This is a genomic window from Amycolatopsis sp. cmx-4-83, from assembly GCF_046548815.1.
GTDB classification, from domain to species: domain Bacteria; phylum Actinomycetota; class Actinomycetes; order Mycobacteriales; family Pseudonocardiaceae; genus Amycolatopsis; species Amycolatopsis pretoriensis_A.
In genome coordinates this window covers 130,957-151,547 of record NZ_JAEBEF010000016.1, presented here as the reverse complement: position 1 = coordinate 151,547, position 20,591 = coordinate 130,957, and the positions used below count along the sequence as shown (strand labels likewise).

General features: G+C 71.8%; 28 protein-coding genes. 15 read left to right on the top strand and 13 right to left on the bottom strand.

Annotated features, from left to right (window positions below; translation table 11 throughout):
- Positions 1-8: 8 nt before the first annotated feature.
- The 4 genes from ligD (ACLJQM_RS40440) to ACLJQM_RS40425 form a co-directional block, all read right to left on the bottom strand.
- The gene (ligD, locus tag ACLJQM_RS40440; RefSeq protein ID WP_410635621.1) at positions 9-872 is read right to left on the bottom strand and encodes a non-homologous end-joining DNA ligase; all 864 of its coding nucleotides are present in this window, start codon (positions 870-872) and stop codon (positions 9-11) included.
- Entirely contained in the window at positions 869-1,813 is a 945-nt protein-coding gene (gene ligD / locus ACLJQM_RS40435; protein WP_410635620.1) for a non-homologous end-joining DNA ligase, read from the bottom strand. The genes ligD (ACLJQM_RS40440) and ligD (ACLJQM_RS40435) overlap by 4 nt, the downstream gene beginning before the upstream one ends.
- Positions 1,810-2,715: a Ku protein gene (locus ACLJQM_RS40430; RefSeq protein WP_410635618.1), complete on the bottom strand. Its 906-nt coding sequence runs from the start codon at positions 2,713-2,715 to the stop codon at positions 1,810-1,812. Before ACLJQM_RS40430 ends, ligD (ACLJQM_RS40435) begins: the two co-directional genes overlap by 4 nt.
- A gap of 63 nt (positions 2,716-2,778) precedes the next feature.
- A complete protein-coding gene (locus ACLJQM_RS40425) occupies positions 2,779-2,976 on the bottom strand; it encodes a hypothetical protein (protein ID WP_247022959.1) in 198 nt (65 codons plus the stop codon).
- Between the two features lie 189 nt (positions 2,977-3,165).
- Between ACLJQM_RS40425 and ACLJQM_RS40420 the strand changes: the two genes are divergently transcribed.
- Positions 3,166-3,375, top strand: a complete 210-nt coding sequence (locus ACLJQM_RS40420; protein ID WP_360770540.1) for a hypothetical protein — start codon at positions 3,166-3,168, stop codon at positions 3,373-3,375.
- A gap of 708 nt (positions 3,376-4,083) precedes the next feature.
- On the opposite strand, the gene ACLJQM_RS40415 is transcribed toward ACLJQM_RS40420, so the two are convergent.
- Positions 4,084-4,815: an ANTAR domain-containing response regulator gene (locus tag ACLJQM_RS40415; RefSeq protein ID WP_247025112.1), complete on the bottom strand. Its 732-nt coding sequence runs from the start codon at positions 4,813-4,815 to the stop codon at positions 4,084-4,086.
- A 292-nt stretch (positions 4,816-5,107) separates the two neighbouring features.
- Between ACLJQM_RS40415 and ACLJQM_RS40410 the strand changes: the two genes are divergently transcribed.
- Complete coding sequence (locus ACLJQM_RS40410) at positions 5,108-5,476, top strand: STAS domain-containing protein (RefSeq protein ID WP_410635616.1); 369 nt, start codon at positions 5,108-5,110, stop codon at positions 5,474-5,476.
- Here ACLJQM_RS40410 and ACLJQM_RS40405 read toward each other — a convergent pair.
- Positions 5,473-6,435 (bottom strand): TIGR03557 family F420-dependent LLM class oxidoreductase, encoded by a 963-nt coding sequence (locus ACLJQM_RS40405; RefSeq protein WP_410635614.1) that lies wholly within the window; start codon positions 6,433-6,435, stop codon positions 5,473-5,475. The two genes, ACLJQM_RS40410 and ACLJQM_RS40405, sit on opposite strands and share 4 nt — an antisense overlap.
- 119 nt (positions 6,436-6,554) lie before the next feature.
- Between ACLJQM_RS40405 and ACLJQM_RS40400 the strand changes: the two genes are divergently transcribed.
- From ACLJQM_RS40400 to ACLJQM_RS40390, 3 genes are all read left to right on the top strand, one after another.
- Complete coding sequence (locus ACLJQM_RS40400) at positions 6,555-6,884, top strand: plasmid stabilization protein (protein WP_410635613.1); 330 nt, start codon at positions 6,555-6,557, stop codon at positions 6,882-6,884.
- Positions 6,885-6,961: 77 nt separating this feature from the next.
- Entirely contained in the window at positions 6,962-7,408 is a 447-nt protein-coding gene (locus tag ACLJQM_RS40395; RefSeq protein WP_247022954.1) for an ATP-binding protein, read from the top strand.
- Complete coding sequence (locus ACLJQM_RS40390; RefSeq protein ID WP_410635612.1) at positions 7,405-8,196, top strand: SigB/SigF/SigG family RNA polymerase sigma factor; 792 nt, start codon at positions 7,405-7,407, stop codon at positions 8,194-8,196. The genes ACLJQM_RS40395 and ACLJQM_RS40390 overlap by 4 nt, the downstream gene beginning before the upstream one ends.
- Positions 8,197-8,232: 36 nt before the next feature.
- Here the strand turns inward: ACLJQM_RS40390 and ACLJQM_RS40385 are convergent, their stop codons facing one another.
- Positions 8,233-9,729: a CHAD domain-containing protein gene (locus ACLJQM_RS40385; RefSeq protein WP_410635610.1), complete on the bottom strand. Its 1,497-nt coding sequence runs from the start codon at positions 9,727-9,729 to the stop codon at positions 8,233-8,235.
- A gap of 123 nt (positions 9,730-9,852) precedes the next feature.
- Here ACLJQM_RS40385 and ACLJQM_RS40380 point away from each other — a divergent pair, with 123 nt between their 5' ends.
- Together ACLJQM_RS40380 and ACLJQM_RS40375 are read left to right on the top strand one after the other, a co-directional pair.
- The gene (locus ACLJQM_RS40380; protein ID WP_247022951.1) at positions 9,853-10,395 is read left to right on the top strand and encodes a hemerythrin domain-containing protein; all 543 of its coding nucleotides are present in this window, start codon (positions 9,853-9,855) and stop codon (positions 10,393-10,395) included.
- A gap of 37 nt (positions 10,396-10,432) precedes the next feature.
- On the top strand, positions 10,433-11,239 hold the full coding sequence (locus tag ACLJQM_RS40375) for a GAF and ANTAR domain-containing protein (RefSeq protein WP_410635608.1): 807 nt from the start codon (positions 10,433-10,435) through the stop codon (positions 11,237-11,239).
- 6 nt (positions 11,240-11,245) lie between these two features.
- Here the strand turns inward: ACLJQM_RS40375 and ACLJQM_RS40370 are convergent, their stop codons facing one another.
- From ACLJQM_RS40370 to ACLJQM_RS40360, 3 genes are all read right to left on the bottom strand, one after another.
- Positions 11,246-11,710 carry a hypothetical protein gene (locus tag ACLJQM_RS40370; RefSeq protein WP_410635607.1) on the bottom strand — a complete coding sequence of 155 codons (465 nt, stop codon included), beginning with the start codon at positions 11,708-11,710 and terminating at the stop codon, positions 11,246-11,248.
- A gap of 69 nt (positions 11,711-11,779) precedes the next feature.
- Positions 11,780-12,619: an aldo/keto reductase gene (locus tag ACLJQM_RS40365; protein WP_410635605.1), complete on the bottom strand. Its 840-nt coding sequence runs from the start codon at positions 12,617-12,619 to the stop codon at positions 11,780-11,782.
- An 85-nt stretch (positions 12,620-12,704) separates the two neighbouring features.
- Positions 12,705-13,166, bottom strand: a complete 462-nt coding sequence (locus tag ACLJQM_RS40360) for an SRPBCC family protein (protein WP_360770513.1) — start codon at positions 13,164-13,166, stop codon at positions 12,705-12,707.
- 118 nt (positions 13,167-13,284) lie between these two features.
- Here ACLJQM_RS40360 and ACLJQM_RS40355 point away from each other — a divergent pair, with 118 nt between their 5' ends.
- From ACLJQM_RS40355 to ACLJQM_RS40345, 3 genes are read left to right on the top strand one after another with little or no spacing between them, the layout of a single operon-like run.
- Positions 13,285-13,698: a phage holin family protein gene (locus tag ACLJQM_RS40355; protein ID WP_247022946.1), complete on the top strand. Its 414-nt coding sequence runs from the start codon at positions 13,285-13,287 to the stop codon at positions 13,696-13,698.
- Complete coding sequence (locus ACLJQM_RS40350; RefSeq protein WP_247022945.1) at positions 13,695-14,003, top strand: DUF3618 domain-containing protein; 309 nt, start codon at positions 13,695-13,697, stop codon at positions 14,001-14,003. The genes ACLJQM_RS40355 and ACLJQM_RS40350 overlap by 4 nt, the downstream gene beginning before the upstream one ends.
- Positions 14,000-14,263, top strand: coding sequence for a DUF4235 domain-containing protein (locus ACLJQM_RS40345; RefSeq protein WP_247022944.1), 264 nt, complete (start codon positions 14,000-14,002; stop codon positions 14,261-14,263). The genes ACLJQM_RS40350 and ACLJQM_RS40345 overlap by 4 nt, the downstream gene beginning before the upstream one ends.
- A gap of 52 nt (positions 14,264-14,315) precedes the next feature.
- On the opposite strand, the gene ACLJQM_RS40340 is transcribed toward ACLJQM_RS40345, so the two are convergent.
- On the bottom strand, positions 14,316-14,684 hold the full coding sequence (locus ACLJQM_RS40340; RefSeq protein ID WP_247022943.1) for an STAS domain-containing protein: 369 nt from the start codon (positions 14,682-14,684) through the stop codon (positions 14,316-14,318).
- A 164-nt stretch (positions 14,685-14,848) separates the two neighbouring features.
- Between ACLJQM_RS40340 and ACLJQM_RS40335 the strand changes: the two genes are divergently transcribed.
- The 4 genes from ACLJQM_RS40335 (at position 14,849) to ACLJQM_RS40320 (ending at position 17,815) form a co-directional block, all read left to right on the top strand.
- Complete coding sequence (locus ACLJQM_RS40335; RefSeq protein WP_410635603.1) at positions 14,849-16,150, top strand: NAD(P)/FAD-dependent oxidoreductase; 1,302 nt, start codon at positions 14,849-14,851, stop codon at positions 16,148-16,150.
- Positions 16,150-16,698 carry a hypothetical protein gene (locus ACLJQM_RS40330; RefSeq protein ID WP_410635602.1) on the top strand — a complete coding sequence of 183 codons (549 nt, stop codon included), beginning with the start codon at positions 16,150-16,152 and terminating at the stop codon, positions 16,696-16,698. Before ACLJQM_RS40335 ends, ACLJQM_RS40330 begins: the two co-directional genes overlap by 1 nt.
- 161 nt (positions 16,699-16,859) lie before the next feature.
- Entirely contained in the window at positions 16,860-17,069 is a 210-nt protein-coding gene (locus ACLJQM_RS40325) for a hypothetical protein (RefSeq protein WP_410635600.1), read from the top strand.
- 2 nt (positions 17,070-17,071) lie between these two features.
- On the top strand, positions 17,072-17,815 hold the full coding sequence (locus ACLJQM_RS40320; protein WP_410635599.1) for a DUF6338 family protein: 744 nt from the start codon (positions 17,072-17,074) through the stop codon (positions 17,813-17,815).
- Positions 17,816-17,856: 41 nt separating this feature from the next.
- Here the strand turns inward: ACLJQM_RS40320 and ACLJQM_RS40315 are convergent, their stop codons facing one another.
- Both ACLJQM_RS40315 and ACLJQM_RS40310 read right to left on the bottom strand, forming a co-directional pair.
- Complete coding sequence (locus ACLJQM_RS40315) at positions 17,857-18,291, bottom strand: VOC family protein (protein ID WP_247022939.1); 435 nt, start codon at positions 18,289-18,291, stop codon at positions 17,857-17,859.
- Positions 18,292-18,301: 10 nt separating this feature from the next.
- Positions 18,302-19,207 carry a LysR family transcriptional regulator gene (locus ACLJQM_RS40310; RefSeq protein ID WP_410635597.1) on the bottom strand — a complete coding sequence of 302 codons (906 nt, stop codon included), beginning with the start codon at positions 19,205-19,207 and terminating at the stop codon, positions 18,302-18,304.
- Between the two features lie 81 nt (positions 19,208-19,288).
- On the opposite strand from ACLJQM_RS40310, the gene ACLJQM_RS40305 reads away from it, so the two are divergent.
- Positions 19,289-20,581, top strand: a complete 1,293-nt coding sequence (locus ACLJQM_RS40305) for a diaminopimelate decarboxylase (RefSeq protein WP_410635596.1) — start codon at positions 19,289-19,291, stop codon at positions 20,579-20,581.
- Positions 20,582-20,591: the final 10 nt, after the last annotated feature.

Sequence of the window (20,591 nt, the reverse complement as noted above, 5' to 3'; positions counted from 1 at the left end):
GCGCGCCCTCAGTCCAGCTGCTTCAGCGCCGCCTCGGCCGACCCCGCGTGCCGGTCCAGGTCGCGCCACGGGTCGTCCTTGCGGGCCAGCCGCTGCTTCTCCTTCGCCAGGCTCCAGCCGGCCGGTTCGGCCTTGCCGAGTTCCCGCCAGTCCAGCGGTGTCGCCGCCGCCGCACCGGGGCTGGCCCGCAGCGAATACGGCGCCACGAACGTCTGCGCGTACCCGTTGCGGTTGGCGTCCAGGAAGATCCGGTCGCCGCGCTTTTCCTTGCGCTGGGCCGTGGTCAGCCGGTCCGGGTCGGACTCCGCCACGCGGCCGGCGAGCGCGCGGGACAGCTCCAGCACGACCTCCGTGTCCGTCTTCGCGTCCAGCGGTGCGAGCACGTGGAAGCCGCGGCCGCCGGTGGCCTGGACGAACGCCGTCAACCCGACACGCTCGTACTGATCGCGGATGCGCCGGGCGACCGCGCGCAGCTCGGCGACGGGGGTGCCGTCCGGCGGGTCGAGGTCCAGCACCAAGCGGTCCGGCTGCCCGGGCGCGTCCACAGTGGACAGCCAGACGTGGAACTCCACGGTTCCCTGGTTCGCCAGGTACTCCAGCGTTTCGGCGTCGTCGCACACCACGTAGTCGTCGGTGCCGCCGCCGCTGCGGGGAACGCTCTCGACGCGGATCGAGTCCGGGAAGTGCTCGCCCGGGTGCTTCTGGAACCAGCCCTGCTTCGCGATGCCGTCGGGGAAGCGCCGCAACGTCAGCGGGCGGCCGCGCAGGTGCGGCAGCATGACATCCGCGACGGTCCGGTAGTACTCGGCGACGTCGCCCTTGGTCACGCCGTCGTCCGGGTAGAACACCTTGTCCGCGTGCGAAATCTTCATGCCCGCTCCCGTACGACGTCGCCGGCCTTCTTGTCTTCGCGCAGCCCGGCGAACCGCGGGTGCCGCAGCCGCCCGTCGCGCGTCCATTCGGAGAAGTCGATCTGCGCCACCAGGTCCGGCCGGACCCAGTGCGCGCCACGCTCCCCCACCGCGCCGGCGAACGGCGAGTCCGGCGTCTCCCGCTTCCGCAACCGCGCGTGCAGCGACGCCAGCAGCTCCTCGTCGAACCCGGTGCCGACCTTGCCGGCGTACTTCAGGCCGCCGTCCTCGTGGTAGCCGAGCAGGAGCGCGCCGAAGCCGTGCCGCGAGCCCTGCGGGTCGGTGAAGCCGCCGATGACGAGCTCCTGGCCCTGCGCGCACTTGAACTTCAGCCAGTCGGGTGACCGCCCGTGGTGGTAGGGCGCGTCGGCCCGCTTGGCGATGACGCCTTCCCACCCGCGTCGGCAAGCCTCTTCGAAGAGCTTCTCGCCCTCGGTGTTCCGGTGCGACGACAGCCGCAGCGGGCCCTCGAAGCCGAACGCGTCCCGCAGCAGCGCCTTCCGCTGCCGCAGCGGCAGGCCGGTCGTGTCCTGGTCGTCGAAGTACAGCAGGTCGAAGAGGTAGTAGTAGACGCGCACGCCGGTCGCGCGGGCACGGTCCGGGTCGCTCACGTGGATCCGAGGCTGGAGCGCGGCGAAACTCGTGTTCGCGCCGTCGAACGCCACGATCTCCCCGTCGGCGACGAACCGCGGGCCGCCCTGGGCCGCCAGTGCCTCGACGATTTCGGGGTAGGCGTTGTCCATCACCTTGTGGTTGCGCGAGTACAGCGTCGGCGAGCCGCCGTCGCGGACGCAGATCGCGCGGACGCCGTCCAGCTTGCGCTCGAAGATCCAGTCCGCGTCGGTGAACCGGCGGCCGGTGAGCGTGGCCAGGGTGGGCTCGCGCCAGCCGGGTCCGGTCACGAGGCCTTCAGCGCCTTCTCGAGCTGGGCGCGCGTCATCTTCGACCGGCCCTTGACGCCCTGCTCGCGGGCGAGCTTGTCCAGGTCCGCTTTGGACAGTTCGGCGAGGCCCTTCCCGGCCGGCTTCTTGCGGTTCTTCACGCTGCGCGAGAGCGCCTCGAACAGGTCGACGACGTCGGCCGACGGTTCCGGCTCCTCCTCGTGCGTGATCTCCTTGCCGGCTTTCTTGGCCTTGATCAGCTTTTCGACGCGCTTGGAGTACTCGTCGCGGAAGTCCTCGGGCTTCCAGGGCGCGGTCATCTCGCCGACCAGCGCGAGCGCCATGTCGAGCTCCTTCGGCCGCGCCTTCGGGAGCTTGGGCAGCTCGCCCATGACGTCCTTCGGCTTCCGCAGGTCCGCGACGAAGTGCAGGGTGTTGAGCACCATGACGCCCTCGCCGGCGCGGACCGCCGCGAGGTATTCCTTGCCGCGCAGCACGAACTTCGCGACGCCGGCCTTCTCGCTGCGGTCCATGGCTTGCAGCAGCAGGCCGTACGCCTTGGCGAAGTCGTCCTTCGCCGGCTTGAGCCAGTACGTCTTGTCGAAGAACCACGGGTCGATGTCGTCGAGCTCGACGAACTGCTCGATGTCGATCCGGCGGGACCGTTCGGGTGCGATTTCGTCCAGCTCGTCCGGCTCGACGAGCACGTGGTCGCCGCCGCCGAGCTCGTAGCCCTTGACGATCTCGTCCCGGTCGACCTCGTCGCCGGTCCGCTCGTTGACGCGGCGGTTGCGGATTCGGTCCGACGTGCCGCGTTCGAACTGGTGGAAGTGGATCGTGTGGTCCGCCACCGCGGGGTACAGCTCAACGGGTACGGTGACCAGCCCCAGGCTCAGCGCGCCGCTCCACACCGGTCTCGCCATGTCGACCTCCTCACGGGCAGCGATACCCGTCCGGCGGCCTCCCGAAACTCAGCGTGACGACGCTCAGGCGACTTCGCTGGCGCGCCCGCCACCGCGGTGCAGGCCGAGCATCTCCAGCAACTGGGCGCAGTCCTCCGGATCCTTGGCCTGCGCGGCCACCGCCAGCGCCGCCTTGTGCCGGGTGCGCTCCTGCTGCGGGGAGTCACCGCCCTCCAGCAGGAGGTCGGCCACCGGTCGCAGGTCGTTCCGCTTGTCTCGCATCTCCGCTCCCCTCCGGGCATCCGCCAGTGCGTTTTCACCGGCCGGTTACCCCGGATCACTCCCTGAAACACAGGAGGCGCCGGCACGCCCTCCGGAGACACCGAACGTTGCGCCGAACGAGTGAAATCGCCCGGCTCAGGCCCAGGAGACGGCAAGGTAGTTGAGACCCACGTCACACCAGGAGGCCGGATGGGCACCCAGATCCGCATCAGCCGCGAAAGCGGCTCACTCCCCTGCGAGGTCTGCGGCTTCCCGACGATGCACGTGGCGCAGGTGGTCGCGGACGACGGCACGGTGCTCGGCCGGACGCTGGTCTGCACGACGTGCCAGCTGGGCCGAGGCCGCCAGGAGCAGGCGGTGGAGCCGGACGCGCCGCCGGACGAGGTACCGGCGGGGTGAGCGGGCCGGGGGCGGCGACTACGCGCTGTTGGCTCGGTCGGCGGGCACGTGTCCCCGGCGACTCGATGCGGACGGCCACCGGCGGTGACCGCTTGGCTGCCGCGGACCGCGGGCGTACGGCGCAGCGACGCGAGGCCGCGGGAACAGACCCGCGCCTGCTGGGGTGCGGCAGACTGGGCATCCACCTCAGCCGGGCAGCACCGCCCGCCGGGTCGCCGGGTCGGCCCCACACGACCGGAACCGCCGCCGCCCCGCCGGGTCGGTCCCGCACACAACCGGAATCGCCGCGGCCCGCCGGGAGCAACCCCGTGCCCGTCCGGGGCGCCGCAAACTCGGCATCCACCCACCCAGGCAGCACCGCTCGCCGGGGCGCCGGGTCGCCATCGCCGCCGCCCGCCGGGTCGGCCCCACACGACCGGAATCGCCGTTGCCCGCTGGGTCGCCGGGTCGGTCCCACACACAGCCGGAATCGCCGCGGCCCGCCGGGTTGCCGGTCGGCCCCACACGGCCGGAATCGCCGCTCGCCGGGAACAACCCCGTGCCCGTCCGGGGCGCCGCAAACTCGGCATCCACCCCATCCAGGCAGCGCCACCCACCGGTTGCCACCGCACACGACCGGAACCACCGCCGCCCGCCGGAACGTCGCGGACCGCAACTTCCGTCCCGCCGGACACCGGCCGCCACCGAACCATGACCGCCGCGCGGCACTCAAGCCGTTGTCGTTGCCACCGCTGCCACGAACTCCGCCGCCACCTCGTGCAGCTTGCGGTTCCCGTCCTGCGACCTCTTCACCAGCCGCTGGAACGCTTCCTCCGCGGTGATCCGGTGCGCCGCCATCAGGATCCCCTTCGCCTGGTCGATCACCGCTCGCGTCTCCAGTGCCCGGTTGAGCTGGTCCGCCAGCTCCCGGCCCGCGAAATACCGGCGCGCGCTGCGCAAGCCGAACACCACCGTCGCCGTGTACAGCTCCAGGATCTTCGTGCCCAGCTCGCTGAAACCGTGCTCGCCGAAGCCGAAGAGGTTGACCGCGCCGGACATGTCCTCGTCCACCGTCAGCGGGGCCGCCAGAAAACTCGCCACGCCCAGCTGCTCCGCCGACGTCACGAACTGGGGCCACAGATCACCCACCGCGCCGACACCCACCCGGACCGGCTGGCCGGTCTCCGCCGCGCGCAGGCACGGGCCGTCGCCGATGCGGTACTGCTCGCGGTCGAAGTTGACCGCTCGCTGATCGGTGCTGGCCACCGTTTCCGGTACGCCGTCGCGCACCAGGGTGATGCTCGCCATGTCGGCTCCCGGCACCACGTGCACCACGTTGTCGCACACCGCCTGCAACATCTGGCCGAGGTCGAGCTCGGTGTCCAGCATCGCGGTCAGCGATTCCATCGCGACCGTGACTTCGTCCAGCCGCGCGGTGAGCTGCTCGTGGCCGCCCGTCATCTGGTCGACGCCCCCCATCCTCTGTTCAGGGCGCTCAAGACCAGGGAGGACCCGGGCGCGCGCCACTAGTGGGCCGCTAGCGCTTTAACGGGTCCAGCGCGAGATTACTGCATCACGATCAGCGCGGGCACGAGCGGTCACCGCCTCGGCGCGGCACGCGCCCGTTCGGAGCAACGGCGGTTGCGGGCCGCTCACGCCTGGTCAAGGCTTCGGGGACGGTTCAACCAGCAGCCGGCCCCGAACCCCTTCGAGGGCGCGGCGCCCGGCCGCGCCAGGACGGCGGCGAACCGCGATGAACGCTCCCCGAGCCCGATGTCCCGCCCTGCGGCTGCGCACCACGTGGCCCGCCCCGCACACCGTCCGCGTCACCGTGCGCGGCGACCTCGACAGCGCGACCGCCGGCGACTTGGGCGCCCTGCTCACCGACCGGCTGTGGGCGGCGCCGGAGCAGCTCGCCGTCGACCTGTCCGAAGTGGACTTCCTCGGCGTCGCGGGCGTGCGGGTGCTGCTCCACGCCGCGCTCGAGGCCGAGCAGCGTGGCACCGAACTGCTCGTCGTCACCGGGACCAGCGCGGCGGTCCGCCGCGCCCTGCGGGTGACGGGCGCGGACCGGCGGCTCACCGAGGCCGGACCCGCGCCCGCTCCCGAGCCCGCTCGCTAGCCGCGCAGCGCCGGCAGCAGTTCCTTCTCGGCGAAGTTGAGGAAGCCCTCCTGCTGGTCACCGCCGATCTGGACGAGCGCCACGTCGGTGAAGCCCGCCTTCTCGAACTCGCGGACGCCTTCGACGATCGGTTCCACGTCCGGGCCGCACGCGATCGAGCCGGCGACGTCCTCCTCGCGGATGAACTGCGTCGCCCCGGCGAACCCGGCCGGGCCGGGCAGCTCGGCGTTGACCTTCCAGCCGCCGGCGAACCAGCGGAACTGCTCGTGCGCGCGCTTCACCGCGGCCTCGCGGTCGGGACCCCACGAGATCGGCAGCTGCGCGATCTTGCGGGTCGGCGGCCCGAGCCTGGTCGCGTCCCACTCCCGCGACAGCTCCACCTTCGGCTCGACGGCGATCATCGCGTCGGCGACCGGGGCGAACCGGCGGACCGACTGCGAGCCGGACACGGCGATGGCGACCGGCGTCCGCTTCTCCGGCAGGTCCCACAGCTTCGCGGAGTCGACGCGGAAGTGCTTGCCCTCGTAGTCGAAGTGCCCGCCGTCGAACAGGCCGCCGATGATCTGGACGGCCTCGGCGAGCATGTCGTGCCGGACGTTGGCCGGCGGCCAGCCGCGGCCGACGACGTGCTCGTTGAGGTTCTCGCCGGCGCCGAGCCCGAGCGTGAACCGGCCGGCCGAGAGCGCCTGCACGGTCGCCGCCTTCTGCGCCACCACGGCCGGGTGGTACCGCATGATCGGGCAGGTCACGTAGGTCATCAGCTCGACGCGCTCGGTGCTCTGGGTGACCGCGCCGAGCACGCTCCACGCGTAGGGCGCGTGCCCCTGCTCGGCCAGCCAGGGCGAGTAGTGGTCGCTCATCACCTCGAAGTCGAAGCCGGCCGCTTCCGCACCGGCGGCGAACCGGACCAGTTCGTTCGGCCCGGTCTGCTCGGTCATCAGGGTGTAGCCGATCCGCATCGGCGCCTCCTCTCGGTCAGCCCGTCGCGTACCCGGCCGATGCGGTGGGTAACCACGCGAAGATGACGTTTACCCGGTGATCACCCGGGTACCCATCTCGCGCCAGGAAGGGAGCTGCCATGCCTCAGTCGTGGAGCGGCAAGCGTGAACGCCAGTACGAGCACATCAAGGACTCGGCCGAGGACCGCGGCGCGAGCACCGGGCGGGCCAAGGAGATCGCGGCCCGCACCGTGAACAAGAACCGCGCGCAGTCGGGCGAGTCCCGGGAAGCCAGCCGGACCTCGGTCAAGGACAAGTCCCCGCAGCAGCGCGGCGGCGAGCGTTCCGGCAACCGCAAGGGCCCCGGCGGCCCCACGAAGGACCAGTTGTACAACGAAGCCAAGAAGAAGAACATCGACGGCCGCTCGAAGATGACCAAGAAGGAACTCGAACGGGCGCTCGGCCGGTGACGTCGAGCCCGATGGACCACTCCGAAACCCCTGAACAGCAAGTGTCGGCATTCGCCCGGATGGGTAGTACCTCCAGCATGGAAGAAACACGAAGTGGCTCGTTCGGCGGTAAACCCACCGTCGACGAGATGCTCGACGAGCTCGTCGAGCTGCGGCTCCCCGCCATGGCGGAGCAGATCCCCCTGGTACGCATGCTCACGCACGGCGTCGTCTCGCGCGCGGACTTCGGCTTGGACGCGATCGCCGACGCGAAGATGGCGGTCGACGAGGCGTGCGCCCAGCTGGTCCAGCTCGCCGAGCTCGGCTCGCAGCTGCACTGCCGCTTCCGGCTCGCGATCGACGGGCTGCACGTCGTCGTCTCGACCCGGTCGAGCGACCCGCGCCCGCCGAGCGACCGCACGTTCGGCTGGCACGTCCTGACCACCCTCAGCCGATCGGTGACCGCGCACTGCGACGTCCTTCCCGGAGGAGGCGCGGGGATCGTCACGATCGAGCTGGTGCTGAACCCGGGAACGAGCGCGTGAGCGGCGAGCGCAAAACCGTCCTCCACCGCCCGGATGAATACGCCCACTGCGAGCCGCTGTTCGATGAGCTGGGCCGCCTCGAGGCGGACGACCCGCGGCGGGACGTGGTCCGCAGCAAGCTGGTCACCGAGCTGCTGCCGCTCGCCGAGCACATCGCGACGCGGTTCTCCGGCCGCGGCGAGCCCCGGGAAGACCTCGTCCAGGTGGCGCGGATCGGCCTGATCAACGCCGTCGACCGGTTCGACCCCACCCGCGGGCACGACTTCCTGTCCTTCGCGGTGCCGACGATCATGGGCGAGGTGCGGCGGCACTTCCGCGACACCGGCTGGTCCGTGCGCGTCCCCCGCCGGCTCAAGGAACTGCACCTGTCGCTGAGCCAGGGCTCGGCGACGCTCTCGCAGCGCCTGGGCCGCGCCCCGACGCCGACGGAGCTGGCCGAGCACCTCAACCTGGACGTCGACGAAGTCCGCGAAGGCCTGATGGCGGGCAACGCGTACCAGGCGCTCTCGGTCGACAAGCCCGTCCACGACGACGCCGAGGCGCTGTCGCTGGCGGACACGATGGGGGAACCGGACCACGAGATGGCCATGGTGGAGAACCACGAGGCCCTCCAGCCGCTCCTGCAGGAACTGCCCAAGCGCGAGCGCGCGATCCTGGTCATGCGGTTCTTCGGCGGGTTGACCCAGACCCAGATCGCCGACCGCGTCGGAATCTCCCAGATGCACGTCTCGCGCCTGCTGTCGCAGACCCTCGAGCAGCTGCGCGGCAAGCTGACCGACGAAGGCTGAGCCCGTCCCGGCCGAGCCGGCCGGGACGGGACGCGGTCAGCCCTTCCGGAGCCGCCGCCACTCCGTCGCGAACCGCTTGCGCAGCTTCTCCGCCCGCTCGGCGTCCTGGGCGTGCAGCACTCCGAAGGTGAACGTGTTCTGCCCCTCGCCATGCCCGGCGATCGCGAGGTGGCGCAGGACTTCCCGGCCGACCACGGTGTCCTGGTGCGCACCGAGCGTCTGCTGCACCGCCTTGACGTTCCGGCGCCACTTCTTCACCTTCTTGCCCGACACCGGCTTCACGGTGTCGGCGGCGTAGCGGGCCCGCTTCGCCTTCTTCCGGACGTCGTGCAGGGCGTGCTCCAGTTGCTCGTCCGCCAGGCCGTGGGTGGCCGCCTCGGCGCGGGTCAGCTTCCGGGCCGCCTTGCGCAGCGGCTTGCGCAGTCCGGCCTTCGCGGGCTTGCGCGCCTTCGCGGTCCACGGCGGGTCCGTGACCACCGCGTCCAGCTCCCGCAGGAGCGCGAGGTAGCGCTTGCCGGTCAGCGCCGTCACCGCCCGCGTGCGCGCCTCCTCCGCCTCGCGGGCGAAGTAGCGGGTGAGGAACTGGCGCAGCGGCCCGAGCACCAGCTCCGGCGGTACGTCGCCGAGCCGCTCGCGCAGCCGCTCCTCGGTGACCTCGGTGTCCCGGGCCGGGGCCAGCTGCCGTCCGAGCCACTGCAGCTCGGCCGCCAGGCCCGCGGTCTTATTTTGGTCGAGGAGCGAGCCGAAGCTGCGAAGCGTGCTCCGCAGCTTCCTGGCCGCGACGCGCATCTGGTGCACGGAATCGTCGACGTCGAGGCGCACCCCGACGTCCGCGCGGCGCAGTGCGGCCGAGTGCGCGCGCAGCGACGCCAGCACGACGTCACCCGCCGAGGGCTTCTTGCCCGGGCGCGGCGTCGCCGGGACGCGGTCGCCGACCAGGCGGCGCAGCTTCGAGGGCCACGGCGAGGCCGAGGCTCCGGCGCCGGCCAGCGCGTGGTCGAACTCCTCGAGCAGGCCAGGTTCGGTGTCCGGGTCGAGCTCCAGTTCCAGTTCGCGCCACTCGTCGAGGTGCGCGGCCGTCCCGCCCGCCTCGCCGGTCACGTGGTCGTCGGTGAGGGTGGCGATCGTGCGGCCGTCTTCGGCGGCCAGCCGGTGGGCGAACCGGTCGGTGCGCAGGTGCGCGATCGGCACCAGCTTCTCCCCCAGCGTGTACGCGCGCACCAGGCGGCGGAGCCGGCCCGGCACCTTCCGGGCGTCGCCGCCCAGCGGCAGCTGGATCTCCTGCCGTTCGTCGGCCGACACCGGCAGCTTGAGGTGCCAGCCGGCGTCGTGCCCGCCGACGCGCCGCCGCAGCGTGATGCCGGCGGCCGCCAGCCGGAAGGTTTCCGTGTCGTAGTAGGAAGCGTCGAGGATCTGCTCGACCGGATCGTCCTGCGCCGCGACGCCGGCCACGCCGATCAGCCGCGGCACGCCGCTGCCCGCGGCGATCTCGTACTTGCGTTCGCGCTCGATCACCGTCGACGGCGGTGCCATGGTCGTCCTCCCTGAAGCCGGTTCTCCCGGTGGCATACCCGGCTCGCCGGCGGCCGACACGGGATTCGGCGCGCGAGCAGCGGGTATCCGTCTCGGAAATTCCCAGCCGGACCAGGAGCGTGCATGAACGGCAGCCACCCCGCAACCGACCTGACGATCGTCCTCGCCGGCGACCACCGGGAACTCGACCGGCTGTGCACCGAGCTCGAACTCGGCCAGGGCAGCCCGGAGAACCGCAAGGACCTCGCGGACCACCTGACCGCGCAGCTGGTCCGGCACGCCGTCGCCGAAGAGCCCTTCCTCGACGGCGAAGGCGACCTCGCCGAAGCGGAGCGGCTGATGCGGGAGCTGGAGGGCGCCGGGCCGCAGGAGGTCCGGTTCGAGCGGCTGCTGGGCGGGCTGATCCGCGCGGTCCGGCGGCACGTCCGCGAGGAAGGGCCCGCTGCCGTGACCGAGGTCCGGCGCCGCTGTTCCCCCGAACGGCGGACCACATTGGGCCGGGCGGTCCTCGAAGCCCGGGAGGCCGCCGCGACGCTGCCACACCCGGACCTGGCCGACCGGGTGCCGGCCGCCGAGCAGCTGTGGCCGGGCCCGGGGTTCGTCGACCGCGCCCGAAACGCCCTGCGCGGGCCGGGCTCGAGCGAGAACGCGCCGGCATCGGGTTGAATGGGCCCCACACCGATCACCGACACAGTGAGGACCGATGAGCGTCAGCGAAGAGGAATGGGCCCGGGACCGGACCTGGTTCGGGCAGGACGGCGAACCGGCGCCGGGCCCCTTGGCGAGCCAGTTCGCCGACCTCACGCGGACCTTGCTGGACGTGACGCACACCGTCGGCGGCGTGCTCAGGCTCGTCGTCGGCGCCGCGGTCGCTATCGTCCCGGACGCCGACCTGGTCAGCGTCACCCTGCGCGACCCGGACGGCCGGTTCCACACGCCGATCGAGACCGACCCGGTGGCCGTGGAGCTCGACCTGCTGCAGTACGACCACGGCGAAGGTCCCTGCGTGGATTCAGCGCGCCCGGACGGCCCGGCCCTCTGCTGGTCGCAGGACGTCGGGCGCGACCCGCGGTGGCCGTCGTTCGGCCCGGGGGCCGCCCGGCACGGCTACCACTCGGTGCTGGCGACGGCGCTGGTGCCGGACGCCCGCCCGCCGCGCCTGTCGGGGGCGCTCAACATCTATTCGCGGACGCCGGGTGCGTTCGACCGTCAGGCCATCGACACCGCGCTCCTGCTGGCCACGCACGCCTCGCTAGCGCTCGCCCACACCGAAGCCGTCGTCACGGCCGAGCTGGAGGCCGAGCACCTGCGCCGCGCGGTCGACAGCCGGGACGTCATCGGTCAGGCGAAGGGGATCCTGATGCAGCGCCGCGGCATCAGCGCCGACGAAGCGTTCGACGTGCTGCGGCGCGCGTCCCAGGACCTGAACGTCAAACTCGCCGACCTGGCCGGAACGCTCGCGGCCCGGCACACCGAGGTCGATCTCCCGGCGGCCGGGCGCGAGGGCTGAGGGCGGTTACTGGGCCGAGTACGGGGACCTGTTCTCCAGCGAAGGGCTGACGTCCGGGTACCGGCCGTTCTGGCCCGGCACCGGCGTGACCGTCGGGGTCTGCGGCTCCACCCGCTGCTGCCGGCCGCCGCGCTGGACGACCGCCTCGACCTCCTGCTCGCCGCGGATGCGGGCCAGCACGCCGAGGGTGATCGCGTGCGCGATCGCCAGGATCAGCAGCAGTACGCCGAGCCGGCCGACGACGTCCGGCAAGTCGCTTTCGCCCATGTCGATGGTCGAGATCAAGGCCAGCACACCCAGCGTCGCCAGGTGGAACAGCACCGTGACCAGGCGGGTCATCGAAGCGCCCGCCGCCGGATCGCCGTAGGAGTTCTCCAGGTACCGGCGGCCGCTGCGGTAGATGATCTGCCCGTCGATCAGGACCAGCGCGACGCCGATCGCGAGGAACGACAGATACGCGTTCGTGGTCATGCCGGACACTCCTTCCAGGGGGACCTTGCCGGAGGGATACCCGCCGCGTCGCTCAGGGAAACGCCGCGGTCACCCCGTGAAAGCGTCCGGATCCGGCCCGGTGCGGCGGCCGGCGTCGAGCTCGCCGATCGCCTTCATGTCTTCGTCGTCCAGTTCGAAGCCGAAGACGTCGATGTTCTGCCGGATCCGCTCGGGTGACGCGGACTTGGGGAACACGATGTTCCCGAGCTGCAGGTGCCAGCGCAGCACGACCTGCGCGGCCGTGCGCTCGTGCTTGCCCGCCAGCTCGGTGAGCACCGGGTCGTCGAGCACTTCGCCCTGGGCGAGCGGGCTCCACGCCTCGGTCGCGATGCCGTGCTCCCGGTGATAGGCGCGCAGTTCCGGTTGCTGCAGCGCGGGATGCAGCTCGATCTGGTTGACCGCGGGCACGGTCGGAGTCTCCTCCGCCAGCCGGTCGAGGTGCGCCGGCTGGAAGTTCGACACGCCGATCGCGCGCGCCTTGCCCGCGCGCAGGATGTCCTCGAAGCCCTGCCACGTCCGGACGTAGTTCTCCTTGTGCGGCAAGGGCCAGTGGATCAGGTACAGGTCGACGTGGTCGAAGCCGAGCCGCCGCAGGCTGCCTTCCAGCGCGGTGATCGCGTTGTCGTGGCCGTGCGCGTCGTTCGCCAGTTTCGTGGTGACGAACACGTCTTCGCGTTTCAAGCCGGCGTCCGCGATCCCGGCGCCGACCCCCGCTTCGTTCCGGTACATCTGCGCGGTGTCGATGTGGCGGTAGCCGGCCTCCAGGGCCGTCCGCACAGCCTGGGCGGTTTCTTCCGGCGGGATCTGGAAGACGCCGAACCCGAACTGCGGGATCCGCACGCCGTTGTTCAGTTCGACGGTGGGAACGTCGGCGGTGGTGGTCGTCATGGAGGCGGCCTACCCGTCGTTCCCGGACGCGAAACCCGGCGGGGCGGTACTGCACCGCCCCGCCGGGTGATTCGCCCCGATCGGGTTACGTACCCGGGCGCTCCACGTCACCGCGCCAGCCGCCGGTCTCCCGGCCGTGCTGCTCGACGTACTCCTTGAACCGCTTGAGGTCGCCCTTCACCCGGCGGTCGAGGACGCCCAGCTTGTCGGCGACGTTCTCGGCGAAGCCCTCCGGGTCGATGTCCATCTGCGCGGTCACCCGCGTGTGCGCGTCTCCCAAGCGGTGGAACGTGATGACGCCCGCGTGGTCCGGACCGGAGTCCGACGTCCACGCGACCCGCTCGTCGGGGTGCTGTTCGGTGATCGTCGCGTCGAATTCGCGCGTCACGCCACCGAACCGCGTCACCCAGTGGGTGTGCGTGGCGTCGAGCTGGCGGATCTCTTCGACGCCTTCCATGAACCGCGGGAATTCCTCGAACTGCGTCCACTGGTTGTAGGCGGTGGAAACGGGGACTTCCACGTCCACGATTTCGGTGATCGTGCTCATGCACTCCTCCTGGTCGGTGGTCGGTACGAATCGGCTACCCGGCGCTCGCGCGGTCAAACCCGGCGTGGTTGATCCGGCGCGGGGCCGGGTACACGGCGGCCAGGTAAGGAGGTGTTCCGTGATCGAAGAAGTGAACAAGGAACCGGCTGCCGACCGTTCCGTCGGGCAGCTGGTGACGGACCTGACCGACGAGGTCAAGCGGCTGGTCCGGGACGAAATGCGGCTCGCGGTCTTCGAACTGCAGCGCAAGGGCAAGAAAATGGGGGTCGGCGCCGGGTTGTTCGGCGCGGCGGGCCTGTTCGCGTTGTTCGGCGCCGGCACGCTGGTCGCGGCCGCGGTGCTGGCGCTCGCACTGGTCGTGCCCGGCTGGCTCGCGGCGGTGATCGTCGCGGTCGCGCTGTTCGTCATCGCCGGGATCGCCGCGCTGGTGGGCAAGAAGGAAGTGACGCAGGCGGTGCCGCCGGTGCCCGAAGAAGCGATCACCGGCGTCCGCGAAGACGTGGACACCGTGAAGCAGGGGGTGCGGGCATGAGCGGCGACTTCCCGAAGAACGCCGAAGAGGCGCGGCTCGACCGGGACACCACCCGGGAAGAGCTCACCGAAACGCTGGAAGCGCTCGGGCACAAGCTCGACGTCAAGAGCCGGGTCAAGGAAAACGTCGACGAGAAGCTCGACGTGGCGACCGCGAAGGTCGCCGACGTGACGAACGCGCCGACCGCCGTCAAGTTCCGCCGGGGCGCCGACGCGGTCCGCGCCAACCCGGTGCCGGTGTTCGCCGGCGTGCTCGGCCTGGTGATCGTGATCCGCCTGATCCTGCGACGGAGGAACGACTCGTGAACAAGGTGCTGTACAAGCCGCTGAGCTGGATGGTCGGCGCGCTCGGCGGCGTTCTCGCCGGCCAGGCGTTCAAGCAGGTCTGGAAGCGCGTGGCGGGCGAAGAAGACGCGCCCGACGCCACCGACCGCGACTACACCTGGCAGCAGGTGATCATCGCGGCGGCGGTGCAGGGCGCGATCTTCGCCGCCGTCAAGGCGGCCACCGAACGAGCGGGTGCCGTCGGCTACCGCAAGGCGACCGGCGAATGGCCGGACGACTGACCCGTCCCGGCCGAGTCCACAGTGGACGGCGGGAGGGGTGGCCGTCCGGCGGTCACGCCTCCCGGCCGGCTTCGGGGGTGAGGCCGACGAGCGCGGCCCCCACGCGGGGGTGGACCTTCAGCACCAGGTCGGCGCCGGTCGCTTCCAGCGAACGCGTCACGGCGTGGCCGCCGACGACGAGGGCGAGGTCGGTGCGGTCGTTCGCCTGCAGCAGCGAACGGACGCCGGCGCAGCTGAGGAACGCCACCCGGGTCAGGTCGACGACGACCCGCTCGCCGGTGGCCAGTGCTTCGTCGAGGGTGTGGACCGTGGCGGCGTCGATGTCGCCCACCAGGGTGACGACGCGGACCCCGCCCGGGCGCTCGGTCATGGTGGCGGTCAAGCCGCCGGGTTCGTGAACGGTTCGGAAGATGTCGTGCATGGCGCTCCCTTTCGCAGCTTGGGGCGCTGACCGGAGCACGTGTCTGAACAACAGCCAACCCCCTGACCGTACGCCCCTGGGCCGGGAGGTCAACCCCGCGGGTTTCCCCGCTCCGGCCTCGGGTAATCGACGAAGGACGAAATCCGGGCGAAGAAAGGGGATCCATGCGTGTCGTGATCGTCGGCGGCGGTTTCGCCGGGTACAACGCGGCGAAGAGCCTCCGGAAGGAAGCCGGCGAAGACGTCGAAGTCGTCTTGCTCAACCCGACGGACTACTTCCTCTACCTGCCGCTGCTGCCGGAGGTGGCCGCCGGGATCCTCGACCCGCGGCGGGTCGCGGTGTCGATCCCCGAGACCTTGGCCGGGGTGCGCCTGGTGCTGGGGACCGCGACCGGCGTCGACTTCGACGACCGCACGGTCGCCTACACCGACCCGGAGGACGGCGAGCACCGGATCCGCTACGACCGGCTGGTGCTGGCCGCGGGCAGTGTGAACAAGCTCCTGCCGATCCCCGGCGTCCCCGAATACGCGCACGGCTTCCGCGGGGTGCCCGAAGCGCTGTACCTGCGTGACCACATCACGCGGCAGATCGAGCTCGCCGCGGCCGCGGAAGACCCGGCCGAGCGCGACGCGCGCTGCACGTTCGTGGTGGTGGGCGCGGGCTACACCGGCACCGAGGTGGCCGCGCAGGGCCCCGCGTTCACCGCCGCGCTCGCCGCGCGCCACCCCGAGCTCGCCGGGCAGCGGATCCGCTGGCTGCTGCTGGACGTCGCCGAGCGGGTGCTGCCCGAACTGGACCGGCGGCTCGGGCGGACCGCCGACCAGGTGCTGCGCGCCCGCGACGTCGAAGTGCTGATGAAGACGTCGGTGGACAACGCCGACGGCAAGGGCGTGACGCTGACGAACGGGGAGTCGGTGCCCACCCGAACGCTCGTGTGGTGCGTCGGCGTGCGGCCCGACCCGCTGGTGGCCGGAATCGGCCTCGAGACGGCGAAGGGCAGGCTGGTCGTCACCGAGCGGCTGAACGTCCCGGGCCGCGACGACGTGTTCGCCTGCGGCGACGCGGCCGCCGTCCCCGACCTCACCCGCCCCGGCGAGTACACCGCGATGACCGCGCAGCACGCCGAGCGGCAGGGCAAGCTGGCCGGCCGCAACGTGGCTGCGTCGCTCGGCTACGGCCGCGCCGGCACCTACCGCCACCACGACCTCGGCTTCGTCGTCGACCTCGGCGCCGGCGCGGCCGCGGCGAACCCGTTGCACATTCCCTTGTCCGGCCTCCCGGCGAAGGCCGTGACGCGCGCGTACCACCTGATGGCGATGCCGGGGAACCGGGTCCGCACGGCCGCCGACTGGCTCCTGGAGCGGCTGACCGGCCGCCAGACCGTCCAATTGGGACTCGTCCGGTCGGGGTCCGTGCCGCTCGACACCGACTCTCCGGAGCTCCCCCGTCGTGGAAAGGATTCCTGATGCCCGCCGAACTCTCGCGTTCCGAAGGCCCGTCCGTCGTGCTCGCCGGCGACCCTTCGGGCGCCAAGGTGATCGTCCTCGACCCGGCGGGTGCCGGGCGGCACGACGAGCTGCCGGGCAGCTGGCGGCCCCTGTCGGACAAGCGCGCGATCTTCTGGTGCCGCCTCCCGGCGGGCGGCGCCCTCACCGAAGCCGACGACCTCCTCGGCGACCAGGGCCCAGCCGACCCGGACATCACGGTCGTGGCGAGCGGCCCGTTCGCGGCGGAGGCCCTCCAGCTGGTGGAACGCCACCCGGGCGCGGCGTCCCAGCTCCTCCTGGTCGACCCGGCCTCGGACGCGTTCCTCCCGTCCGCCGACGCGATGGCGGCGAACGAAGCGTGGCTGTCCGAGCACGAGGGCGTCATCGCGAAGCTGCGGGAGGCCGGGACGGTCGTGCGGGTGGTGGGGTCGAGTAGCGATACCGAGGAGGACCGGGTACCGCCGCCGCTCCCGCTGGGCCACCCGCAGGTGGTGACGGCGGTCCGCCACGCCCTCGGCGACGCCTAGGACCGACGCCGCACCAGCGTCGAATGCTGATCAACGGTTCGGCAAGACCGCTATCTCCTACGGAGGCATGATCGATCCAAGTGCGTTGCTGCCGAGTGCGTCCGCGGATATCGACGTCGATGACCGCCGGGCCGGTACGGCCCTTGAGGCACAATTGACGGATGGCCGAGCACGAGAGCGATCAGACCGACCTGGCGCAGCCGGACTTCGCGGGCTGGGGTGGAGAGCACGCCATCACGAATTACGGCGGGTTCGGCAGCAGACGGGATTCACCACCTTCCGGGGTCAGCCGCATCTTGGACGTCGAGGATGCCGATCCGGCGCCCTCGGATGAGCCCGGCGACGAATCACAGGTTCGGCAGGACCACTGACCGTGCCGACGTCACCACTGCCGTTCGTGCTGTTCCTGCTCGTCATCGGCCCTGGCCTGGCCTGGGTTCGAGTGCGCGAGCGGCGTTCCCCGCCACGGTCGAGGTCGACGCTTCGTGAACTGGCGGATCTCGCCGTGGTCAGCGTGGTGTTCCACCTGCCTTTCCTCACGGCCGCGATAGCGCTGTCCGGGCTTGCCTGGCATTTGAACACGGGATTGCTGATCGCCGACCAAGCGGTCGCCTTGCGTGCGCAGCCCGTTCAGGTGCTGGTGACCGTGGGTGTGGCGATGATCGTCACGATCGCCGCCGCCTGGGGCGTGGCGTTGCGGTGGTTCCCATCGCCGGAAGGCCAGGGGGAGCATCGTCACCGCTCCGACTGGTTCACGCTCGTCGACTACGACGCGGACCTGCCGGTCACCCCGGCCGGTGGTCCGACGGGGGATGACGGCAGGCCGGCGATCTTCATCAAAGCCGTACTCGAGGACGAGTCGGTGGTGGAAGGTCTGCTCGGCTCGTTCACCGACGAGCCCGGTACGGAGGGACGCCGGGGCGTGGTACTCGACTACCCCGTGGTCAGCCGGCCGGCCGAGGGAGACGGTTCCCCCACGGAGGTCGAGTTCAACAAGATCGTGATCAACGAGAGCCGGATCCGGTGGATGGCGTCCGTCCCGATGTCGTCGACGGCCAAAGCGGATTACCTGGACATGCTCATGGCAGCGCGGGAAAAGAGAATGGGAGCGCGCTGACAGAGGGGTGAGCGGGCGTCGATCGACGCCCGCTGATCCGTTCAGTCCAGGCAGAACTCGTTGCCCTCGACGTCCTGCATCACGATGCACGACTCGTTGTACTCGTCGGCGTACAGCGTCTGGAAGTGCGATGCGCCGAGCGCGATCAGCCGGTCGCGCTCGGCCTCCAGGGCGGCCAGCCGCTCCGCGCCCTTCAGCCCCGTGCCCGCTCGGACGTCGACGTGGACGCGGTTCTTGACGACCTTGCCTTCCGGGACGCGCTGGAAGAACAGCCGCGGGCCCGCGCCGGTCGGGTCGGCGCAGGCGAACGCCGCGCCCTGGCGCTCCGGTGGGAGCGAACGGTCGAAGTCGGCCCAGCTGTCGAAGCCCGGCGGAGGCGGCGGGACCACGTAGCCCAGCACCTCGCACCAGAACCGCGCGACGCGCTCGGGTTCCGCGCAGTCGAAGGTGATCTGCACCTGCCTGATCGTCCCCATGCGACTCACCCTAACCACGGCGTCCACGGCTTTCCGCGACGGGCTCGCCGGCCAGCGCCACGAACTCCCGCACCACCGCCGGGACCGCGCTCGCCCGCCGGGCGAGCCCCAGGTCGATCCGGGGGGCCGGGTCCGTCAGCCGACGCAGGACCACCCCTCGCCGCCTCAGCGCGCGTGCCCGGTGTTCCGGGACCGCCGCGATGCCCGCGCCCTCCGCGACCGCGCGGATCAGCTGCTCGTCCTCCGGTTCCTCGCGCACGATCGGCGGCAGGCCGCCCGGCCAGACCTGGCCGCTGATCGCGTCGTACTGGCCGGGGCCGTTGTCGCGCGGCCAGAACACCACCGGCTCCGCCGCGATCCACTCCCGCCGCAGGCGGCCGCGGCGGCGGGCCAGCGCGTGCTCCGATGGCAGGGCGATCAGCACCTCCTCCGAGCCGACCACCGTGACCTCGATGCCCGGCGCGTCCACCGGGGGCCGCACGAACCCCAGGTCGATCTCGCCCGCGAGCAGCCGGGCCAGGTTCAGGCTCGTCCAGCCCGTCTCCAGGGCCAGGGAGACGTCCGGGTACCGCGCGCGGTACGCCGCCACCAGGTCGCCCGCCAAGGGGCCCGGAGCCGAGCGCGTGTAGGCGATCCGCAGCCGGCCCGTGTCGCCGCGGCCGGTCGCCGTGATCACGCCGCGGGCGCGGTCCAGGCGGTCGAGCAGGTCGCGGGCCTCCGCCGCCGCGACCCGGCCCGCCTCCGTCAGCGCGAAGCGGGGGCCCGACCGGTCGAGCAGCGCCACCCCCAGCTCCGCTTCGAACGCGCGGATCTGCTGGCTCAGCGACGGCTGCGACACGAACAGCCGAGCCGCCGCCCGCGTGAAGTGCATCTCCTCGGCAAGCACGGCGAAGTAGTGCCATCGGCGCAGGTCCACCCAGCCACTATAGGACCGGCCTATGACTCCAGTCGGACGAAGTCTTGGACCGGCCCCACCCGGTCGCGCTGTCCTGGGAGCGTGAACCGCACCGAACGCAAGCTCCGCGCCCTCGCCGCCGGCCACCGCCTCGTCGACCCGATGGCCGGGTTCGTCGACCTCGCCGCGATCCGCGAAGCCGTCGAAGACCTGACGAAGGCCTTCGCGCCCCTCGGCCGCGTCCAGCACACGGTCGCCGCCAAAGCGTGCGGCCTCGCGCCGCTGCTGCGCTACCTCGGTGACCTCGGGGTCGACGCCGAGGTCGCGAGCCCCGGTGAGACGGCGGTCGCCGAAGCCGCCGGGATCCGCGGCTCGCGGCTGGTCCTCGACTCCCCCGCCAAGACCACCGCCGAGCTCGCGCACGCCCTCGCCGAAGGCACCGCGGTCAACGCGGACAACTTCCAGGAGCTGGCCCGGCTCGACACCCTGGTCGGCACCGCCCGGCGCTCGGTGCTCGGCCTGCGGATCAACCCGCAGGTCGGCGCGGGCCGGATCGGCGACACCAGCACCGCGACCTCGACGTCGAAGTTCGGCATCCCCCTGCGGGAGAACCGGGCCCGCATCGAAGAGGCGTTCGCCGCGCGCCCGTGGCTGACGCGGCTGCACGTCCACGTCGGCTCGCAGGGCTGCCCGCCCGAGCTGATGGCCGAGGGCGTGGCCGCCGTGCACGCGCTGGCCGAAGATATCAACGACCGGGCCGGGTTCCGGCAGGTCACCAGCCTCGACCTCGGCGGCGGGCTGCCGGTGAACTTCACCTCCGACGAACCGGGGCCGACCTACGCCGATTACGTCTCGACGCTGCTGGCGCGGGTCCCGGCCCTCGCCGACGGGCGCTACGGCTTCGTCACCGAGTTCGGCCGGTCCCTGCTGGCGAGAAGCGGGTTCCTGGTCAGCGCCGTCGAGTACACGAAGGTCGCGGGCGGGCGGCCCATCGCCGTGACGCACGCCGGCGCGCAGGTGGCGGCCCGCACGGTGCTGCAGCCGGAGCACTGGCCGCTGCGGCTGACCGCGCACCACGCCGACGGCACGCCCAAGACCGGCCCCGGGGTGCCGCAGGACGTCGCCGGGCCGTTGTGCTTCGCGGGCGACCTCCTGGCGCGCGAACGGCCGCTGCCGCTGCTCGAACCCGGCGACCTGGTCGTCGCCCACGACACCGGCGCGTACTACTTCGGCGCGCACTACGCCTACAACACGCTCCCCCGCCCGGCCGTGCACGGCTTCACGGTGTCCGAGCACGGCGAGGTCCGCTTCACGCCGATCCGCCGCGCGCAGACCTTGACCGAGCTGGTCGCGGACGCCGGCGCCGAGTACGTCGGAGCGCTCCCCGCCGCGTGATCTCCGGCGT

What these genes read in the sequence shown, in the direction of transcription:
- ligD (WP_410635621.1), bottom strand. Translation starts at nt 872, where the DNA reads ATGAAGATTTCGCACGCGGACAAGGTGTTCTACCCGGACGACGGCGTG.
- ACLJQM_RS40430 (WP_410635618.1), bottom strand. Translation starts at nt 2,715, where the DNA reads ATGGCGAGACCGGTGTGGAGCGGCGCGCTGAGCCTGGGGCTGGTCACC.
- ACLJQM_RS40425 (WP_247022959.1), bottom strand. Translation starts at nt 2,976, where the DNA reads ATGCGAGACAAGCGGAACGACCTGCGACCGGTGGCCGACCTCCTGCTG.
- ACLJQM_RS40420 (WP_360770540.1), top strand. Translation starts at nt 3,166, where the DNA reads ATGGGCACCCAGATCCGCATCAGCCGCGAAAGCGGCTCACTCCCCTGC.
- ACLJQM_RS40415 (WP_247025112.1), bottom strand. Translation starts at nt 4,815, where the DNA reads ATGACGGGCGGCCACGAGCAGCTCACCGCGCGGCTGGACGAAGTCACG.
- ACLJQM_RS40410 (WP_410635616.1), top strand. Translation starts at nt 5,108, where the DNA reads ATGAACGCTCCCCGAGCCCGATGTCCCGCCCTGCGGCTGCGCACCACG.
- ACLJQM_RS40405 (WP_410635614.1), bottom strand. Translation starts at nt 6,435, where the DNA reads ATGCGGATCGGCTACACCCTGATGACCGAGCAGACCGGGCCGAACGAA.
- ACLJQM_RS40400 (WP_410635613.1), top strand. Translation starts at nt 6,555, where the DNA reads ATGCCTCAGTCGTGGAGCGGCAAGCGTGAACGCCAGTACGAGCACATC.
- ACLJQM_RS40395 (WP_247022954.1), top strand. Translation starts at nt 6,962, where the DNA reads ATGGAAGAAACACGAAGTGGCTCGTTCGGCGGTAAACCCACCGTCGAC.
- ACLJQM_RS40385 (WP_410635610.1), bottom strand. Translation starts at nt 9,729, where the DNA reads ATGGCACCGCCGTCGACGGTGATCGAGCGCGAACGCAAGTACGAGATC.
- ACLJQM_RS40380 (WP_247022951.1), top strand. Translation starts at nt 9,853, where the DNA reads ATGAACGGCAGCCACCCCGCAACCGACCTGACGATCGTCCTCGCCGGC.
- ACLJQM_RS40375 (WP_410635608.1), top strand. Translation starts at nt 10,433, where the DNA reads ATGAGCGTCAGCGAAGAGGAATGGGCCCGGGACCGGACCTGGTTCGGG.
- ACLJQM_RS40370 (WP_410635607.1), bottom strand. Translation starts at nt 11,710, where the DNA reads ATGACCACGAACGCGTATCTGTCGTTCCTCGCGATCGGCGTCGCGCTG.
- ACLJQM_RS40365 (WP_410635605.1), bottom strand. Translation starts at nt 12,619, where the DNA reads ATGACGACCACCACCGCCGACGTTCCCACCGTCGAACTGAACAACGGC.
- ACLJQM_RS40360 (WP_360770513.1), bottom strand. Translation starts at nt 13,166, where the DNA reads ATGAGCACGATCACCGAAATCGTGGACGTGGAAGTCCCCGTTTCCACC.
- ACLJQM_RS40350 (WP_247022945.1), top strand. Translation starts at nt 13,695, where the DNA reads ATGAGCGGCGACTTCCCGAAGAACGCCGAAGAGGCGCGGCTCGACCGG.
- ACLJQM_RS40340 (WP_247022943.1), bottom strand. Translation starts at nt 14,684, where the DNA reads ATGCACGACATCTTCCGAACCGTTCACGAACCCGGCGGCTTGACCGCC.
- ACLJQM_RS40335 (WP_410635603.1), top strand. Translation starts at nt 14,849, where the DNA reads ATGCGTGTCGTGATCGTCGGCGGCGGTTTCGCCGGGTACAACGCGGCG.
- ACLJQM_RS40330 (WP_410635602.1), top strand. Translation starts at nt 16,150, where the DNA reads ATGCCCGCCGAACTCTCGCGTTCCGAAGGCCCGTCCGTCGTGCTCGCC.
- ACLJQM_RS40325 (WP_410635600.1), top strand. Translation starts at nt 16,860, where the DNA reads ATGGCCGAGCACGAGAGCGATCAGACCGACCTGGCGCAGCCGGACTTC.
- ACLJQM_RS40315 (WP_247022939.1), bottom strand. Translation starts at nt 18,291, where the DNA reads ATGGGGACGATCAGGCAGGTGCAGATCACCTTCGACTGCGCGGAACCC.